A 16,597-nucleotide genomic window follows, 5' to 3' on the forward strand; every position below is an offset into this window, starting at 1 on the left:
GCCGTTGCCGCCGGTCTTGAGCAAAGCCTCGCTGGCCTTTTCGGCATCGTCGAGCGAGCCGCCAGCGGTGCCGCCATCTTTCGACGCGTTGCAGGAAGCCAGAGTCAGCGCCGCACAACCCAGCAGCGCCATCGAACCGAATCGCACGCTCATTCTCTTCTCCCATCTGATCGCGCCGCCGCTCCGTTTTCGGCAGCCAGCCTCTCCGCAATGTCATTTTGACAGATAAAAATCTGCTTATTTCAAAACCTGAAATGTGGGAAATCGCTAGCGGGCGAAGGCTTCCTGCCGCTCACAATCCCCAAAAATCCTCCTTAATATACAGATTCGCGTCACCCGATGCGTCGACTGACCACGAAGCAATATTTCGCTAGGCAGGCAAGAAAAAACTGATAATAATCGGGAATAAATTCGACGGGAGGACAGTTATGGATCTGCGGGACATCCTGATCGCCAGCGGCATGCTGGCGCTGGTCGTGACAGGCCTTGGACTCGGTTACCGATTTTGGCGCCAGGGCAATATCTTGCTCGGCGCCGAATGGGCGATTCTCGGCTTCTCGGCGTTCAATTTCGCGCTTTGGGTCACGTTCGGCTTCCAGCTTTCCTTCGAAATTTCGATGGTATGCGACGCCTTTTCGCGCAGTATCGGCATTCCCGTCGTCGCAACGCTGGGCCTTGCCAAGCTGACGCACGGTCTCGACGTGTCGAAGACGACCAAATGGCTGCTGCTCGTCGGCGGTTTCCCGCTGGCCTATGCCCTCCTCGCCTATCCGCTAATTCAGCCGGTTCTGCCTTACGCATTCTTCGCCTGCGGCATTGTCGCGAATATTTTCCTCGTCTATTTCGCGGTCCGCCTGGCGCGCGTGGGAGAGCAGGCTCACGCCTTCGGCATCATGCTCGTGAACGTCAGCTTTGTGATCATGGCGCTGCTTGAGGGTATCATCGCCATCCCGGGCGATGAAACCAACCTGATCCTGAATTTCTTCTTTCTCGCCGGTTGGGTCTGGGCGCTCGGCTTCGCCGAGATATATTTCGCCTATCAGGCGCTGGCGCGTCATCTGGCGCGCCCCGTTTCCCCTCCACCCCCTCCAGTGGCTGCCTCGAGCCAATGAGTCGTCGGGGACGTTGATCGACACCGGCTACGGAGCGAGCCGTAAAGACCGCGACCGGCGAACGCGAAGCGAGCCGGCGACAAGAAACGCGAGGAGCGCCGCCGCCAACAGCGCAATGCCCGAAGCGAGCGTCATCGCCGACAGACCGGCGACGGCAATGATCGGTCCGGCGGCCATCCCCGCAGCGACGCCGCCGACCCCGGCGGCGGCGGGACCGGCCACAAAGAGACGGTTTGTCGCATCGACCTCGCGAAGCAGGCCCCAATAGGCCGACTGGGCGAAACCCCAGCCGAATGCGAAGAGGAAATTGGACAGGGCGAAGGCGAGGAAGCCGGGCACGCCGAGCGCGATGAAGGCACCGATCACGATCGTCGTTCCGATAGCAATCATCGGCACGAGGCGGACGCGCCCCGCGAGCCATCCGACAATCCCCGCGCTCGCCGCGCTCGCAACCGCGCAAAGGCTGATCGTGAGACCGATGCGCTCTCCCGGGATACCGTGGGCGACACCGATCCGCTCGACGAAAATCCAATAGCCGAGAATCCCCGCAACGAAGACTCCCTTGGCGAAGAGCATGGCATAGGCGGGGATGGCGGCGCGCGACAGCAGCGGCGCCCCGTCGACAGTCGCCGACAGCTCCCGGCTCGACCCGGCACGCCGCGGCAGCGATCGGCAAAGAGGCAGCGCGGCGGCGACTGCAATAGCGACCGAAACAAAAGCGCCCGGCGCTCCGAACCTTGGGATGATGGCGAAAGACAGGGCCAGTGTGCTTGCCGCCGCCAGCGAGCTCTGCGCCACGACCGAGATCGCGAACGCGCGCGGGGGATTTTCGGCTTCGCCGAGGCAGCCGAAGGCGGGAGGCGAAAGAAGGCCGAGAAACAATCCGGCGGCGCCGAATATGAGAAGCGCGGCATCGAGCGTCGTTACCGCAGCCCCGAGGGCGAAGGCGGCAGCCGCGCCGACGAGAGCCAGGGCGCAGGTGAACCGCCAATTGGCACGGCGGACCCAGAAGGGACCGGAGATGGAGCCGAGCGTCAGGGCTGCGATCACGACCGCGCCGAGATACCCGAGTTCCGCGTCGTCGAGCCCGAGCCGGACAGCGAGCACTCCGAAGAGCAGCGGCTGCACGTTGACGAGCAGCTGGTTGACGGCGGTCAGGAGCGACGCTGCGACGACGGCCGCTCCGGAAGAGGCGTCGGTCTGTATTTGGTTCAACGATGCCTCCAGTAGTTAGTTTCAGACCAGCCATTCCAGTCCGTTCGCCGGCTCGGCACGCGCCGCGCGGCAAGCTGGCGAACTGCAAAAAGGCGGCTAGAAGGAGATTGCCGCCGCTTCCTCGACGGTCAGAACGGCGTCGCGCATAGCCAGATATTCGGGCAGATAGGTGCGCATGTGACCCAGGCGTGCGCGGCGGGCGAAAACCTCCTCATTGTCGGGCAAATGCCCGAACCGGTGGTCATAGAGCGCCCAGATGGCGTCGTTCATGATGATCGTTTCGGTGACGCGATCGACCAGCTCCGGCACCTTCGGCAGGATGAAAAAGCGGTTGAGCTCGACGATGGCGCCGCGCGCCAAAAGGCGGTTGGTGTCGATGTCGCGCGTGCGGATCGCCCAGGTCGCGGCGGCGCCGAGAAGGATTTTTCGGGCCGCGACATTGTCGTTGAAGAAGCGGCGCGAAAGAGCGTAGCGAAATTCCACCAGCGACTGCCAGTCGTCGAACCGCTTCCCCTCGATGCTCTCGAGCCCCCCCAGGAACATCTCGAAGTAGCGCTCCGCGAGCGCCATGAACACATGATTGCCGTCGGGAAAGAAGTGATAGATCGACGGCGGCGGCATATCCGCCTCCTCGGCGATCGTGTAGATGCTCACCTCGTGCGGGTCGCGCGCCTGCAGAATTCGTTCCGCGGCATCGAGAATGGCTTCGAACCGCTCGCGGCTGCGCTGCTGTCGCGGACGGCGGATGGTTGCCTCGCGCGGTTCGCCGAGTTCGCCGGTCGTCGATCGACCCTGTTCGCGCAGCGCGGGCCCGACTGCTGACGGGACATGGCGCAGCGGTTCCGACCGTTCCCGCGCATCCGAGCGCCCCCGATCCGCCATCACGGCTCACCGAGGAATTTGGCTCGCACCGCGGCGGGGATTTCCTGCGACTTCTCGGTTGCAAGATCGACATGCACATAGGCAAGCGTGACCGAGGCGGATGCTTCCCCCGCCCTCTTGATGCGAAACTCGATTTCGAAAATGACGCTCGACCGGCCGACTCGCTCGACGCGCAGCCAGCCTTCAACCTCGTCGTCGAAGCGGAGCGCGCGCTTGTACTTTACCGTGGCCTCCACAACCTGCATCTCGAACGACTGCGGACCGGACACGGGAACATCGACCGCGCGCATGAATTCGGTCAGAACATTGTCGGCATATTCGAGGTATCGCGAATTGAAGACCACCATCTGGCCGTCGATTTCGGCGAACCTTACCCGAAAGCTGGTATAGTGGCGAAATTCCGTCGTCATGCGCAATCCTCCTCATCGCTCGGAGTCGCGGCGAACCGAACGACCGCCTTCAGCATAATATGAATATTTATCGACAATCAAGCGATTGGCGATCGAGGCGGCATCGGCACTGGCACGGGGCAGTTCCCTTCCGAAGAAACCGTGAAGTTTGGATAATTCACTCGCAATCGAGATGGCATCGCGCCGCATGGCCAAGAGCGCATCGCGAAACATCGCGTCATTTCACGATTATTATCTGGCTATTCCATGTAGATGCGCCAATGTAGATGCGCCAATGCTCCTTTCCGCTTGATCGCAAACTGGCTTTTCTCGCCGAACGTCTCCGGCATCGGGCGAAGAACTCTGGCAGACGACAAGCGAGCCTTGCGACCGGGAGGGAGAAACGGCTCCGAGGTTGCCCCGTTTTTGAGACTCATCTAGACCCGACAGCGGGTTGGCAGAACAGGGATTTTGGGATGGCGAGTATCAAGGCGACCGAAAAGCCGGCAGCGGCCCGCAAACGCGGCGCGAGCCCGCGCGCGCCCTCGCGCGGGCGCGGCGTCCGCCGCTATGCAGCATTGCTCGATGCGACCGCCGAACTTCTCCGCGAAGAGGCACCCGACGCGATCGGCCTCTATCAGATTGCCGAGCGGGCCGACGTGCCGCCGGCCTCGGTCTATCATTTCTTCCCGACTAAGGAGGCGGCCTATGTCGCACTCGCGTCGCGTTGCAGTGAAGAATTGCTGAATGTGCATCGGACTCCGATCGAAGCCCGGCTGATCGAAACCTGGCAGGATCTCTACCGCATCGACGCGCGCCGCGCGATGGAGTTCTACAACAGCAATCCGCCCTATCTGAAAATCATCTACGGCGGCTACGGGGGCGTTGACGCCCATAATGTGGACAAGGTTCTCGCCCTCTCCTTCTCGACGTCGAGCTACAACCGGCTCAATCGTATCTTCCACATGCCGGTCATTCGCGAACCCGAAAAGAAGTTCGAAATACGCCTCGGGATTCTCGACAGCGTCTGGCAAATCTCGGTCCGCCGTCACGGCTATATCACCGAGGAATATTTCGAGGAGTCGACGAAGGCTGCGATCGCCTATGCCCGTCTCTATATTCCCGATCATCTCGAACCGCGGGAGTTTCTTCTCGATGCCGCCCGGAAAGGCGGCACGATTGAACTACCCTATGACGGCGGCGACGAAAACGCTTCCCCGGATGACGCGAGCGATTGATCGCCTGCGGCTCCAGCCAGCGACATGACCTTCGGCGTTCGCTGACCCGCCGCGACATCCGTCTACCCGCACACCGACGACGGGCATGATCGCTTATCGGCAAAAAAAAGGCCGGGACGACGTCCCGGCCTTTTGCTGCCTACCGCTTCTACCATTTATATCCGAGTTCGATGCCGATGGTGCGCGGCCGCCCGACCGATTCATAGAGGTCGATCGGCGCATAAGGGGTGATGCGGGTATTGACCGCGAACACCGTGCGCTTGTCGAACAGATTGCGCGCAAAGAGCGATGCGCTGACCGGACCATGGCTCCATCCGACATAGGCGTTGAAGAGCCAGTAGGACGGAATCATCGGATAGCGCGCCCCGAGCGTGGGCAAATTCATGCGCGACTTGCCCTTGTAGTTGCCGTTGAACGACGCCGTAATTGTGTCCTCGTCGTTGAGGTCGTGCTCGTAGTTGAGCGAGAAGGTCCCGCTATGACGCGGCGCCGAGGGCAGCGACGTGCCTTTGGTCCCGACGATCGCGCACGGGATATCGCCGCCCGGAACGCCGCTGCCGTCGCCTGACTCGACGCAGAAATCTTCGGTCAGCGTGGCCTTGGTGTAGGCATAGCCGCCCTGGAAACTCAGCGTATCGGTGATGTTGCCTGACAGTTCCAGTTCGAAGCCCTTGCTTTCGGCTTCCTTGCCGTTGAACACCGCCGGCCAGAAATTGACGGCAGTGAATCCGCCGATCTGCGGATCCTTCCATTTGGCGAGGAAGACGTCGGCTGTGTAACGCCATCCGTTGGCGAAACGCCCCTTCACCCCGACCTCGAAATTGTCGACCGAGTCCGGTTCATAGTTGAGCAGCGACGCCGGTTCGCGAATGAAACCGGTCAGCGCGAAGGCGTTCGCCCCGCCACGCCGGAAACCTTGCGAGAAGGTCGCATAGACCCGGTGCCCGGGCGTATATTCATAGGTCGCATTGAGGCGGAACTTGGCGTCCGAGAATTTCGCCGAATTGACGCTGCTCTCCGAGATTCCGAACGCGGGCAAAATATTGTCGACCGAGCGCCGCAGCTTCTGCTCGAACACACGGACGCCGGCAGTGAGGTCGAGCCCCTCGATCGCGTGCCAGGTGATTTCGCCGAAGGCAGCCTTTTCGGTGAAGCGATTGGTGCCCGACACCGCGAAGATGAACTCTTCCGGACCCAGCGGTCCAAACCCGGGGGTCGTCACGCCCGGCAACTGGTTATACGCCTGCTGGCCGGGCGCATGGCCGTTCCACGCGGTCCGGGCCTTCTCCCTCTGATAATAGAGGCCCACGGTATAATCGATCGGACCATCGCCATTCGAAACGAGGCGCAGTTCCTGCGTCTTCGAGGTCGTGCGGTCGGCATATTGATAGATGGCATTGTAGCGCGGGTTGATCGGCGTGCCCGTGTAATAGGGAAGATAGGCGGGTGGCAGGCCGAGATTGCCCCAGGTGCCGTCGACCCAGACCTCGCCGTCGGTCTTGAAGTAGCTCGATGTCGACGAAAGGGTGGCGAAGCCGAGATCATAGCTCATGTCGAGCGTCGTCATGTTCGAGGTGCGCTCGAACGGCTGGCGGCTGCGCGCCACTACCTCATATTCGCCCGTATCGGGATAGCTGATCGACGGCGCCAGCGGATCGGGACCGCCCTGATAGGCCGGCGTGTCGTTCGACGGACCGAACCCCTTCAGGCGCGACAGATTGTGCGCAAGCGTGATGTCGATTTCCGCCACCGGCTGCCAGCGAATGGCGCCGCGGATGTTGGTCACGCGCGACGTGTTCGCGTCCTTCTTGTTGTAGACCGAGGGAGCGCTGGTCTGCGGCTGGCTGGGATCCGCCAGGATCGGCTTGCCGATCGGATCGTCGCTGCCGCGCGCAAATATGCCATAGGTGTCGATAAAGCCGCCCTCATAATCATGGCTGGCCGACAGGCGCACCGCCAGCGTTTCACCGACCGGAATGTTGACGAGGCCGCCGAAGCCATAATCATAGTCGGCCGAATGCGCGATATCGGCGCCGCTTGCCTTGAGCCGGCCTTCGAAACGGCCGAGCGCGGGCTGGTTGGGGATCAGGCGAATAGCGCCGCCGAGCGCGCCCGACCCGTAGAGCGTCCCCTGCGGCCCACGCAGCACTTCGACGCGCTCGATATCCTCGACCTGGAAATAGCTCGCATAGGGCGCATTGCCCAGATAGGTGCCGACCGGGTTCTGCTCGAGCGCCACGCCGTTGCGGTTGTTGGCCGACGCATTCAGCCCGCGCATGATCTGGCGCTGCGCACCGAGGAACTGGTTGCCGCTCGACGTCACCACCAGGTTGGGAACCTGACGCGACAGATCCTCGAGGGTCGCGACGCCCGAGCGCTCAAGCGACTCTGCCGTTACCGCCGTGATGTTGTAGGGAATCTGCGTGACATCCTGCTGACGGCGATTGGCCGTCACCACGATATCGTTGCCGGAGCTCGCCTCTTCCGCCGCCGCGGTGTCGGTCGGCGCATCCTGCGCCAGCGCGGGCTGCGTCGCCAGTGAAGCCAGCACACCGCTCAGCGCCGTAACACCCAGAAGCCGGACCGCATGAATGTCCCTCGACCGCATATCTATTCCTCCCATGTCGAGACAGACAGCACCGCCTAGCCGATGCCGCCGCTCCTCCGCCGGGCCTGCAAACTTCAGCCGCATTCACCCGTTGACGCCATTATTAATCGATATTTGTCGACCTTGCAAGACTCATGATTGGACGTCGTCTTTTGACATGACGGCAAGGTACAAGCTCGGGCACCCCCAAATTTCTGCCATATGCATCTGTTATAAATCATCTTTTGACCTGATCCAAGGCAACGCCCCATAGGGCACCAACTGAACCGGCGGACGAATTTATATCGATACCGATCGAATCATATCGGCTTCGCGATCCATGCTGGCGCGCGCGACTCGCAACCAGCGCCGCCAACAACCGCTCCGCACGGCGCGTTGAACCCAAACGCGGGAAAGCGCTCGGCCCGTTCCCCGACATGACAACAGCGGCCGAGGCGCGACCGGCGACGGACGGGAACAGCGCGAATGGGCGACATGATACCCGATTTTAATTGAATTATTTGCAGGCCTCGATAGGCAAGGCGACCAGCATCTGCCATCGACACGATCCGGATCGGGATCCAAGTCCGGCAATCCGGGAACTCTGAAGCATGGCGCCTTCGAAACAGGAACTGGATGAAGCCGCCCGTCTCGTCAGGAGCGGCCGGGCGGCTGTCGCCCTGCCCCATCTCCGGTCATGGACGAGCGGTGCGACGCCCTTCGGAGCGGCGCACGCCCTCTATCTCGAGGCGCTGATCGCGCTCGGTCGGCGCAAGGACGCCATAGAGGTGCTCGAGGCCGCGATCGCGACCGGCCCCGAGGCGGCCGACGCGCATGACGCGCTCGCATTCTTCGCGTTGCAACTCGACCGTCATGCGCTTTCCAACCAGCTGTATCGGCGCGCGACGGAGTTGCAGCCGGACGACGCCCAGCTCTTGTATAATTACGCCACGAGCGAGCGCAGCCTTGGCCGCTTGTCGCACGCACTCGAAATGTGCGAGCGCGCGATCGCAATCGATCCGCGGATGCGGCCCGCGATCCTGCTGCGATCCGAACTCGCGCGCGCCACTCCCGAGCAAAACAATGTCGAGGACTTGCGGGCGCGCATCGCGCGCGATCCCCACGCTTCCGATACGATGTTCCTTTCCTACGCCCTTGGGAAGGAGTTGCACGAGCTTGGCCGGTTCGATGAGGCCTTCGCGGCTTTCGCGCGCGGCGCCGCTGCCCGAAGGCACAGTCTCCGCTATGATGTTGCCATGGACGAGGACAAAATGCGGCGCATCGCCGCGGCGTTCGGGTCCGCTCCGACGCCTCCTCCGCAGAAGGCGACGGACCGGCATATCTTCATCATCGGCTTGCCGCGTTCGGGAACGACCCTCACCGAACGCATCTTGGGCGGACTGCCGGGCGTTCGTTCGAACAATGAAACGAATAACTTCTCGTCGGCCTTGCTCCGCCACGCGCCCATGACGGGAGGCGACGTGTTCGCGCGTGCGGCCAACGCAGACTTCGCTGCGGTCGCCAGCGAATATGACTATCTGGCCGGCGGAGACGAGCATCCGGGCCCGATCATCGAAAAGCTCCCATTCAACTATCTATATGTCGGCGCCATCCTTCGCGCCTTTCCGCGCACCCCGATCGTGTGGGTCCGGCGCGATCCGGTCGACTCCTGCTTCGCCATGTTCCGCACGCTGTTCGGTGCCGCCTATCCCTTCAGCTATGACTTCGACGAACTCGCCCGATATTATGCCGCCTATGATCGGCTGATGCGCCACTGGACGGCGCTTTTCGGCGAGCGCCTCATCCGCGTCGATTACGAACGGCTGGTGGCGGACCCTGACACAGTCGCCCCGTGGCTCGCGGAGCGATGCGGCCTTCCCTGGCAAGATAGTGCGCTCGATATTGCGCAGAACAGCACGGCCTCGCTCACCGCCAGCGCGGCGCAGGTGCGCGGGGGGATTTACACCAGCTCGTCGGGGATCTGGCGGAACTACGGGACGCATCTCGCCCCGCTCCGGGAAAAGCTGATCGCGAACGGGATCGCGCTCGCGTGAAAGCCAGGCTCGCGCTCAGCTCTCCTTTCCGGGTTGGATGCGCGCGCCGCGCAGCGTCAGGCTGAACAAGGCGGCGGGAAGATACATGATAGCGACGAGGCCGATGAACCCCATCGCGCCGAAGCGCTCATATCCCCATCCCGCGACGCCGCCGCCGGCGGCATAGCCGATCTGGAGCGCGAAATACCATCCGCCATAGGTCATCGCGAACGCCGCTGTTCCGAACTGTCGTTTCGTCAAGGTAATCCAGAGCACCTCGCCTGCCCCGAATGCGTAGCCGCAGCTTATCGCCGCAATGAGGGCAAGACCGGCGCTGCCATTCGTCTGAATACCGGCGAAGGCCAAAAGGCCCACGAAGATCGCCGAGGCGATCAGCAGTCCGCTCCAGCGCGCGGGCGCCCGGTCGAGCAGCAGGCCGATCGACGCCGAGCCGGTGAGGCTGCCCACCGCGGTCAACCCAAGAAAGGTCGCGGCGAGCGACGAGGCAATGCCCGCACTTTCAAGGACCAGCTGCTCCTGGGTCAGGACCGCAATCGACGCCATGCCGATACCCATGACCGAGAGCAGCATCGGTATGGCGACCCAGAGCCGAACATGTCCGAGCGCCGCACGCCAATCGAGCGCCGCCGCATCTTCAGGCACCGAACCGCGCGGCGCCCCGTCGCCCGCGGACGGAGGGACGCCATCGGGGGCCAGCCCCAGCGCCGCCGGCGAAGAGGGCCCGCGCGCGAGCAACGCGATCAGGATCACGACGGCAACCATGGCCGCCGCGATGACAGCCGCCGCCGTGCGCCATCCAAATGCCTGTAAAAGGGCATCGGTTGCGGGCGCCATGATAAAGCCACCCGCAGAGCCACCTGCCCAGATGATTGCCATGGCTGTCGCGAAGCGGCGCGAAAACCATCGCGTCACGATGATCGGAACCGCGATGACCAGCGTCACCTTGCCAATGCCCATCATCAGGCGAAGCAGATAGAGCGACTCGATGCTGGATATCAGCGGAAGCATCGCAAAACCTGCCGCCTGCATGAGCAGGCCGGCGAATATGATGTGCCACGGATTGAAACGCCTGATCAGCGGTCCCGACAAAAGCGCCATCGGCGCCGCGAACCACATTGCAGACACCGCCGCGCCGGTCTGCGTCGCCGACCAGCCATATTCGGCGCCGAGCGGATGGGCGAGGACGATGAAGGAATAGATACTCACCCCGAACAGCGCGAGCGTGCAAAGGAAGAGCGCCAGAACGATGCGCCACCCGAAATATGGGCGCGCGCGTGGCGCTGTCCCCAGAAGCTCGACTTCGTTCATTGCAGTTCCCATACGATCTTTGCCTCCGCCAGCGCCACCCAGCGCGAACTCGTGCCCCTGAAACACGACAGCCCTGCCCCGGTCCGACCGGAGCAGGGCTGCTGTCTAGCCGAACGCGTTTCGCGTCCCGGCCTCAGGGATAGTCGATCGCGAAGCTGTATTTGGGGTCATAATGCGCTTCCCAATAGCCTTCCCAGATCTGGCGGGTGATCGGGCCGACCTGACCGCCGCCGACTTTCTGACCATCGAGCTCGGTGATCGGCATCACGCCGCCAGCGGTCGTGCAGATGAAAATCTCGTCGGCGTGGTAGAGAGCGTCGACGGGGACAAAATCGACGACGGTCTTATACCCCTTCGCCGCGGCGACCTCGAGCACGGTCTTGCGTGTCACACCTTCGAGGACGCCGCGCGAGGGCGTCGAGAGGACGCCGTCCTTGATCACGCAGACGTTATAGCCGCCCCCTTCGGTGATATTGCCGTCGCCGTCGGGGAGCAGCGAATAGACCGCGCCGCGATCCATCGCCTCGAGCCACCCGCGAACGAAATCGCCCCACTGCAGATTCTTGATCGTCGGATCCATCGCGCCGGGCGGCGTACGCCGCACCGTGCGCGTCACAACCGCCGGACCACCGGTCATCTGCATCTCGGGCCGCATCGCCCAGACATAGGGCATGACCATCAGATAGAGATTATTCTCGTACGACTGATATTCGCGGATGAATTTGAGACCGCGCGTCACGATCAGTTCGACATAGGCATCGCGAATGCCGCTCTTCGCGACCATCTCGACGAGCTTTGCGCGGACCGATGCGCGATCCAGCGGCATTTTGAGGCGCATCTTCTCGCAGCTCGCCTCGAGCCGGTCGAGATGGTCGTCGAGCCGGAAGAAGCGCCCGTCCCAGACGGCGGGAACGTCATAGGTCAGATCGGACCGGAGAAAACCCTGATCGAGGATCGGGATGCGCGCCTCGGCAAGCGGATAGAGCTCGCCCTCGATCCAGGCGACCCCGCCCGCGAGCGGGTTCGAACTCGCCGTCAATAGCTCGTTGCGCTTCTGGTGAGCGCCCAACACCGCTTCCATCGAATACATGTCCTGCTCCCATCCCTGAACTGCGCCAAGGCGCATCGAATTTCGCGGCCGCCAAGCGACCTGCGCCTGAGGTGAAAGCTCCGCCATCTCCGACCCGATGTCAAGAGATAATCAATAAACATCGATTAAATACCCCCTTCCCGCTGGATATCTCTTGCCTCTATCTGCGCCCAAAGCACGGCAAACCGGCACCCTTCGCCCCGACGACGTCCTGCATCCGCAACGGCGCTCGCGCCCGAAAACCTGTCTTTCAGGATGATCTATGCGAGATATCCAAGATCAAGCCGGTTGATCTGCCATGATTGGCCAGTCCAGCCACCTTGTGTCCCACGACCGCGGGTTCGGTAGCGGGCATGCCCTACCGCTGCAGACAGCGCCGCCGTGAATGGAGGCTACATAATATATATCGATATACGGCGGGCCAAAGCCGCGACTTCGCGGGTCTCAATTCGCCGGCGCGAAGGTGACAACGAGAACATCGCGATGCCCCACGGAAACGTCCGCGGCCGCCCTTAAGGGTGTGACCTCGTGAAGGAGCCTGCCGTCGTCGAAGAACAGCGCCTCGCCCGGCTCGGTCATCGTGAAGCTCGCCAAATGGCCGCCCTCGGGCGCCCATAGGCGCGTATCGCCCCCCTCGACACCATCGCGCGCGACCAGCATCACAAAACCGGCGGTGACTCCATCGCGATGGCGCCCCTCGGGCGTGGGATGACCGGCGTCGCGCCCCGCCGCCTCGATCCGGAACTGGTGCACTTCGGCGCGCCAGCTTTCGACGGCCGGTGCCAAGCGAGCAAATATCTCGCGACAGCGTTCGAAAATTCGTGCGAGTATGACACTGTCGGCCACATCATCCGACAAAGGTGCAAACCATCGATCGATACCGCCGTTGAGCCTGTTGTGGCCGAGGCTCTGGTAATGCGGCTGCGCGGGAAGAAGCGTGATCCGGCGCGAACCGACATGGAAGACGCCATATCGCCGCCGCCGGTAGTTGCCGCCGTCGGCCATATAGGCATCTAAAGGCATCGCATCCCAGCCGCCGGCAAAACGCCGCCAATCGCCCTGGTCGGCGCCGAGCACAGCCTTCACCTCCGCCGCTGCCTGGCGCGCCCATCCGCACCTCGACAGCCGACCCGAAATATCCGCCCGCGAGTCCCGCCCGGCCTCGCGCTCAGGCACGGGATCGGGCCTTCCGAGTGTCAGCGAAAGGCGGTCATAGTGCCGCAATGGCGATGATCTCGACCTTGTAGCCCGGCGCGGCGAGCCGGGACTCGCCGGTTGCGCGGACCGGAGCCTGTCCCTTGGGCACCCAGGCGTCCCACACCCTGTTCATCTCGGAAAAGTCGGCGATATCCGCAAGCCAGATGGTTGCGCTCAGAAGGCGTGTCTTGTCGGTTCCCGCAGCCGCCAACAGACTGTCGATCGCGCGCAGGACCTCGCGGGTCTGGTCGCCGACGCTCTCGCCGGGCGTGCCCACCTGCCCCGACAGATACACCGTGCCATTGTGGACAACCGCCCCGCTCATTCGCGGCCCCGTGTCGATCCGCTTGATTGTCATCGCCATCTTCCTTTCATTGATCGTGACCGCACATCTTGATCAGGCGCTATAGCGCGCGATGCCGAGATCGCGCGTCTCGATTTGCGGCGGCCTGCCGCTGATCATGTCGCTGATCACGCGCGCCGAACCACATGCCATCGTCCACCCGAGCGTTCCATGGCCGGTGTTGAGGAAGAGGTTGGGAATAGGCGTCGGGCCGACCACGGGCGTGCTATCGGGCGTCATCGGCCTGAGACCCGACCAGAAGGTCGCACGTTCGAGGTTTCCGGCTGCGGGGAAAAGGCCCGAAAGCGAGTGTTCGAGCGTGCGGCGGCGACGATCGGGAAGCTCGGCATTGAACCCCGAAACTTCGGCCATGCCGCCAACCCGGATACGGTCCCCTAAACGCGTGATCGCGATCTTGTAGCTTTCGTCGAGCAGCGTCGACACCGGCGCGCGAGCCTCCTCGACGATCGGAACGGTGATCGAATAGCCTTTGACAGGATAGACCGGCAACCGCAGCCCGAGACTACGCACCAGTCCGGGTGAGTAGCTGCCCAGGGCGACGACGAAGGCGTCTGCCTCGACGATCCCCTGATCGGTTACGGCGGCTTCGATGCCGCCCGCGCCCCTCAACAGCCGCTCGACCCTTTCCCCGAAGCGGAAGGTCGCCCCTTGCGATCGCGCGACGTCGGCCAGCGCAGTGGTGAATTTGAAACAATCGCCGGTTTCATCGGCGGGCAAGCGCAGGCCGCCGGCGATATCGGCGGCTGAATGCGCCAGCCCCGGCTCGGCCGCCACGCAACCCCGCCGGTCGAGCACCTCGAACGGAACGCCGTCGCGGGCAAGGACGCCGACATCCTTGGCGATACCGTCAAGCTGCGCCTCGGTGCGGAACAGTTGCAGCGTGCCCCGCATGCGCTCGTCATAGGCGATGCCCGTGGCCTCCCGGACTTCCCGGAGTTGATCGCGGCTATATTCCGCGAGCCGGACCATGCGAGCCTTGTTCTCGACGTAGCGCCGCGCGGTGCAATTGCCGAGGAGAGCGGCGAGCCAGGACAGCATCGCGCAGTCGAACCGCGGTTTGAGGATCAGCGGAGCATGCTCCATGAAGAGCCACTTGAGCGCCTTGCGGGGCACGTCGGGCGCCGCCCATGGCGAGGCATATCCCGGCGATATCTCGCCCGCGTTGGCGAAACTCGTTTCCAGACCCGGCCCCCGCTGGCGGTCGATCAGCGTGACCTCGTGACCGGCAAGCGAAAGATAATAGGCGCTCGTCACCCCGATGACGCCACCGCCCAATATCGCGACCTTCATCGCCGACACTCCTCTTGTCCTGCGTCCGGACCATCGGCGTGCGGTCGCGGACCGAAGCGTGACGCGCTTTCCCGCATACCTGCCCCTCTTACCGAATCGCCTTCAGGCATCTCCGATCGGGCATAGCCTTTTAATCGATTAATATCGATAATATTCGTCATCGTTCGGGGATTCGGAGATTCCCATCAAGACCGCGCCCTGGGCCACGTCGCGCAATTCGCGTCACCTATTGGGCAATACTTGCCATCACCGCCGCAAAATACCGCCAACGAGCCGGATCGTTGACCCGGGTCACCATAGCAGATATAAATCGATAATATGGACGATTATGCGCGGATCCTTTGCCGCGACCGACCGGGAGGCCTGTCAGTGATCGACGCGACGACGCGAAAACGCCTCGCCATGCTTCGCGCAGCCCGGCGATGACCGCGTTCGACTGGGAAGATGCGTTCTGCCTCGAGTCTCAGTTGGAGCCCGACGAGCGGATCGTTCGCGACGCAGCGCGCGCATTTGCGCAGGAACGCCTGCTTCCCTGCGTGAACGAGGACTTCGGCGACGATTATTCGGATCCGGCATTGTTCCGCGAAATGGGCGAACATGGGCTACTCGGGATCGTGATGCCCGAAGCCTTCGGATGCGCGGGGGCATCCTATGTCGCCTATGGCCTCGTTGCCCGCGAGATCGAGCGCATCGACACAGGCTATCGTTCCATGATGAACGTGCAGTCGAGCCTCGTCATGTACCCCATCCTTCGCTATGGCTCGCCCGAGCAGCGCAAGCGGTATCTGCCCGCGCTGGCCCGGGGCGAGCTCATCGGATGCTTCGGTCTTACCGAGCCAGGGTCGGGGTCGGATGCGGGCGCGATGGAGACGCGCGCGGTCAACATCGACGGCGGCTATCGGCTTGTCGGACAGAAGACCTGGATTTCGAACGCCCCGATCGCAGACCTGTTTCTCGTCTGGGCGCGAAGCGAAGCCCATGGCGGGGCCATACGCGGCTTCATCATCGAAAAGGGCGCCAGGGGTCTGTCGACGAAAAAGATACGCAACAAGCTCTCGATCCGGACATCGATCAACGGCGAGATTCACCTCGACGATGTTGTGGTCGGCCGCGACGCGATCTTGCCCACGGCACTCGGGCTTCGGGCTCCGCTCGACTGCGTCAATCGCGCCCGATACGAGATTTCCTGGGGCGTCATGGGCGCCGCCGAGAGCTGTTACGCGGCTGCACGCCAATTCGGCCTCGATCGCCGCCAGTTCGGGCGGCCGCTCGCCGCAACGCAGCTCTATCAGAAAAAGCTCGCCGATATGGCAACCGAGATCGGTCTCGGGCTTCAGGCGTCGCTCCGGGTGGGGCGCCTCATCGATGCGCATGAATATTCGCCGGAGATGATCTCGATCATCAAACGGAACAATGTCGGCAAGGCGCTCGTCATCGCGCGCAAGGCCCGGGACATGCTCGGAGGCAACGGAATTTCGGCGGGTTTTGACGTCATTCGCCACATGAACAACCTGGAGGCCGTGAGCACCTACGACGGAACCGACGACATCCACACGCTCATTCTGGGCCGCGCGATCACCGGCATATCGGCGTTTTAGCAACGCCTTGGGCGTCAGTGATCGCCATTTGCCGGTCGGAACGCCCGCGGCGATATTCGGCGCGTCGGCCACCGCCCCAAAAGCTGCATCGCTTGAGAAGGGAGGTCGCCGTCCGACGCCTGGAGTGTTTTCAAGTCAGGTGGAATCAGCTGACGACCCGGAAAACACGGCAAAACAAGAATCTGGAGTGCCGGTTTTGATTCAATCAATACCGAACGCACTCTAGGTCACATACCCATAAACAGGATTCCCAAGCGGCTTGAGTTCTGATTC

The 16,597-nt window shown here is 62.8% G+C and carries 14 protein-coding genes; 4 read left to right on the forward strand and 10 right to left on the reverse strand.

Features of this window, described 5'->3' with window-relative positions; translation table 11 throughout:
• The first annotated feature begins 428 nt into the window (after positions 1 to 428).
• Positions 429 to 1,112, forward strand: a complete 684-nt coding sequence (locus J1N50_RS00395) for a hypothetical protein (RefSeq protein WP_215348949.1) — start codon at positions 429 to 431, stop codon at positions 1,110 to 1,112.
• A 27-nt stretch (positions 1,113 to 1,139) separates the two neighbouring features.
• On the opposite strand, the gene J1N50_RS00400 is transcribed toward J1N50_RS00395, so the two are convergent.
• From J1N50_RS00400 to J1N50_RS00415, 4 genes are all read right to left on the reverse strand, one after another.
• Entirely contained in the window at positions 1,140 to 2,327 is a 1,188-nt protein-coding gene (locus tag J1N50_RS00400) for a hypothetical protein (RefSeq protein ID WP_215348952.1), read from the reverse strand.
• Positions 2,328 to 2,423: 96 nt separating this feature from the next.
• Positions 2,424 to 3,209 carry a TetR/AcrR family transcriptional regulator gene (locus J1N50_RS00405; RefSeq protein ID WP_281414789.1) on the reverse strand — a complete coding sequence of 262 codons (786 nt, stop codon included), beginning with the start codon at positions 3,207 to 3,209 and terminating at the stop codon, positions 2,424 to 2,426.
• Positions 3,209 to 3,619, reverse strand: coding sequence for an acyl-CoA thioesterase (locus J1N50_RS00410; RefSeq protein WP_215348958.1), 411 nt, complete (start codon positions 3,617 to 3,619; stop codon positions 3,209 to 3,211). Before J1N50_RS00410 ends, J1N50_RS00405 begins: the two co-directional genes overlap by 1 nt.
• A 12-nt stretch (positions 3,620 to 3,631) precedes the next feature.
• On the reverse strand, positions 3,632 to 3,832 hold the full coding sequence (locus J1N50_RS00415) for a hypothetical protein (RefSeq protein ID WP_215348961.1): 201 nt from the start codon (positions 3,830 to 3,832) through the stop codon (positions 3,632 to 3,634).
• Positions 3,833 to 4,074: 242 nt separating this feature from the next.
• On the opposite strand from J1N50_RS00415, the gene J1N50_RS00420 reads away from it, so the two are divergent.
• Entirely contained in the window at positions 4,075 to 4,836 is a 762-nt protein-coding gene (locus J1N50_RS00420) for a TetR/AcrR family transcriptional regulator (RefSeq protein WP_215348964.1), read from the forward strand.
• A 148-nt stretch (positions 4,837 to 4,984) separates the two neighbouring features.
• Here the strand turns inward: J1N50_RS00420 and J1N50_RS00425 are convergent, their stop codons facing one another.
• Positions 4,985 to 7,444: a TonB-dependent receptor gene (locus J1N50_RS00425; RefSeq protein WP_215348968.1), complete on the reverse strand. Its 2,460-nt coding sequence runs from the start codon at positions 7,442 to 7,444 to the stop codon at positions 4,985 to 4,987.
• 590 nt (positions 7,445 to 8,034) lie between these two features.
• Here J1N50_RS00425 and J1N50_RS00430 point away from each other — a divergent pair.
• The gene (locus J1N50_RS00430; protein ID WP_215348971.1) at positions 8,035 to 9,477 is read left to right on the forward strand and encodes a tetratricopeptide repeat-containing sulfotransferase family protein; all 1,443 of its coding nucleotides are present in this window, start codon (positions 8,035 to 8,037) and stop codon (positions 9,475 to 9,477) included.
• A 15-nt stretch (positions 9,478 to 9,492) separates the two neighbouring features.
• Here J1N50_RS00430 and J1N50_RS00435 read toward each other — a convergent pair whose 3' ends face one another.
• The 5 genes from J1N50_RS00435 to J1N50_RS00455 all read right to left on the reverse strand — a co-directional run bounded on the left by J1N50_RS00435 (position 9,493) and on the right by J1N50_RS00455 (position 14,726).
• Positions 9,493 to 10,785, reverse strand: a complete 1,293-nt coding sequence (locus J1N50_RS00435; protein ID WP_215348974.1) for an MFS transporter — start codon at positions 10,783 to 10,785, stop codon at positions 9,493 to 9,495.
• A 133-nt stretch (positions 10,786 to 10,918) separates the two neighbouring features.
• Positions 10,919 to 11,875, reverse strand: a complete 957-nt coding sequence (locus J1N50_RS00440; protein ID WP_215348977.1) for an aminotransferase class IV — start codon at positions 11,873 to 11,875, stop codon at positions 10,919 to 10,921.
• A 444-nt stretch (positions 11,876 to 12,319) separates the two neighbouring features.
• Positions 12,320 to 12,952, reverse strand: coding sequence for a 2OG-Fe dioxygenase family protein (locus J1N50_RS00445; protein ID WP_215348980.1), 633 nt, complete (start codon positions 12,950 to 12,952; stop codon positions 12,320 to 12,322).
• 133 nt (positions 12,953 to 13,085) lie between these two features.
• Positions 13,086 to 13,430: a RidA family protein gene (locus J1N50_RS00450; protein ID WP_215348983.1), complete on the reverse strand. Its 345-nt coding sequence runs from the start codon at positions 13,428 to 13,430 to the stop codon at positions 13,086 to 13,088.
• 39 nt (positions 13,431 to 13,469) lie between these two features.
• Complete coding sequence (locus J1N50_RS00455; RefSeq protein WP_215348985.1) at positions 13,470 to 14,726, reverse strand: D-amino acid dehydrogenase; 1,257 nt, start codon at positions 14,724 to 14,726, stop codon at positions 13,470 to 13,472.
• 422 nt (positions 14,727 to 15,148) lie between these two features.
• On the opposite strand from J1N50_RS00455, the gene J1N50_RS00460 reads away from it, so the two are divergent.
• Positions 15,149 to 16,324, forward strand: a complete 1,176-nt coding sequence (locus J1N50_RS00460; protein WP_215348988.1) for an acyl-CoA dehydrogenase family protein — start codon at positions 15,149 to 15,151, stop codon at positions 16,322 to 16,324.
• Positions 16,325 to 16,597 lie beyond the last annotated feature (273 nt).

It is taken from the genome of Sphingopyxis soli (assembly GCF_018682675.1).
GTDB classification, from domain to species: domain Bacteria; phylum Pseudomonadota; class Alphaproteobacteria; order Sphingomonadales; family Sphingomonadaceae; genus Sphingopyxis; species Sphingopyxis soli.

Coding starts and splice junctions, on each gene's coding strand:
- J1N50_RS00450 (WP_215348983.1), bottom strand. CDS start 13,430: ATGACAATCAAGCGGATCGACACGGGGCCGCGAATGAGCGGGGCGGTT.
- J1N50_RS00425 (WP_215348968.1), bottom strand. CDS start 7,444: ATGCGGTCGAGGGACATTCATGCGGTCCGGCTTCTGGGTGTTACGGCG.
- J1N50_RS00435 (WP_215348974.1), bottom strand. CDS start 10,785: ATGAACGAAGTCGAGCTTCTGGGGACAGCGCCACGCGCGCGCCCATAT.
- J1N50_RS00430 (WP_215348971.1), top strand. CDS start 8,035: ATGGCGCCTTCGAAACAGGAACTGGATGAAGCCGCCCGTCTCGTCAGG.
- J1N50_RS00455 (WP_215348985.1), bottom strand. CDS start 14,726: ATGAAGGTCGCGATATTGGGCGGTGGCGTCATCGGGGTGACGAGCGCC.
- J1N50_RS00415 (WP_215348961.1), bottom strand. CDS start 3,832: ATGTTTCGCGATGCGCTCTTGGCCATGCGGCGCGATGCCATCTCGATT.
- J1N50_RS00395 (WP_215348949.1), top strand. CDS start 429: ATGGATCTGCGGGACATCCTGATCGCCAGCGGCATGCTGGCGCTGGTC.
- J1N50_RS00410 (WP_215348958.1), bottom strand. CDS start 3,619: ATGACGACGGAATTTCGCCACTATACCAGCTTTCGGGTAAGGTTCGCC.
- J1N50_RS00440 (WP_215348977.1), bottom strand. CDS start 11,875: ATGTATTCGATGGAAGCGGTGTTGGGCGCTCACCAGAAGCGCAACGAG.
- J1N50_RS00460 (WP_215348988.1), top strand. CDS start 15,149: ATGACCGCGTTCGACTGGGAAGATGCGTTCTGCCTCGAGTCTCAGTTG.
- J1N50_RS00405 (WP_281414789.1), bottom strand. CDS start 3,209: ATGGCGGATCGGGGGCGCTCGGATGCGCGGGAACGGTCGGAACCGCTG.
- J1N50_RS00420 (WP_215348964.1), top strand. CDS start 4,075: ATGGCGAGTATCAAGGCGACCGAAAAGCCGGCAGCGGCCCGCAAACGC.